At 68.7% G+C, this 1,054-nt stretch carries 2 pseudogenes; one reads left to right on the forward strand and one right to left on the reverse strand.

The features are described from left to right. Window positions 1-121, reverse strand: a pseudogene (locus tag CCL05_RS47005) (TetR/AcrR family transcriptional regulator); the annotation flags it as partial. Window positions 122-232: 111 nt separating this feature from the next. Between CCL05_RS47005 and CCL05_RS43425 the strand changes: the two are divergent. Further along, window positions 233-1,054 (forward strand): annotated as a pseudogene (locus CCL05_RS43425) (NADP-dependent oxidoreductase); the annotation flags it as partial.

The raw sequence follows: 1,054 nt of genomic DNA on the forward strand, positions 1-1,054 counted from the left end.
CGAGTCCGACGTCGGCCCTGCGCGCGATGTCGCGCAGTGACACGTCGACGCCTTGCTCGGCGATGGCGGTGCCCGCTACGGCGAGCAGGTGGTCGCGGTTCTTCCTGGCGTCGGCCCGCATCTGCCCCTCTTGACTATCCGGATCAGTGGTCCATATATTCGGATCAGCGATCCACTTATGTGGAGCGCTGATCCGAATAAGCCTATCCCGCAGCGCGGGCAGGAGAGAACGATGCCGACACACACGATGAGGGCGGTCCGGCTCCATGAGCACGGCGGTCCTGAAGTTCTGCGTTACGACGAGGTGCCGATTCCCGAGCCGGGACCGGGTGAGGTGCTCGTGCGTGTGCACGCGGTCGGCGTCAACCCACCGGACTGGTACCTGCGCGGCGGGCTGACCAGCGTGCCCGGGTCAGGATCGACGGTCAGCCTGCCGGTGATTCCGGGGACGGACGTGTCGGGCGTCGTCGAGGCCGTCGNNCGCCGGGGCACCCATGGCCGGGCTGACGGTGTGGCAGTACCTGATCGAGGTCGGACACGATCACCCCTCGCCCTTCCAGGAGGCGAAGCACCGTCCGGTGCCGCTCGACTCCGACACGACGGTGCTGGTCAACGGCGCCGCGGGCGGTGTGGGCCACTTCGCGGTCCAGCTGGCGAAATGGAAGGGCGCACGCGTCATCGCGGTGGCGTCAGGCGCGCATGAATCGTTCCTGAGCGAGCTCGGCGCCGACCAGTTCATCGACTACACCAGGAGTCGTCCCGAGGAACTCGTGCACGACATCGACCTGGTCCTCGACACCGTCGGCGGCCCCCACAGCAGCCGCTTCCTGCACACGCTCAAGCACGGCGGCGCCATTTTCCCGGTGTTCCCCGGCGAATACGACGACGAGGAGACCGCGAAGCTGGGCGTCACGGTCTCGATCGCCCAGGTCCGCTCGAACGGCGCGCAGCTCGCCGAACTGGGACGCCTGCTCGACGCGGGCACGGTCCGCGTCGCGATCGACAGCACGTTTCCGCTCGCGGACGCCCGGGCGGCGCACGAACGCGCGGCCCG

This window comes from Streptomyces africanus, from assembly GCF_002150735.1.
Lineage (GTDB): Bacteria > Actinomycetota > Actinomycetes > Streptomycetales > Streptomycetaceae > Streptomyces > Streptomyces africanus.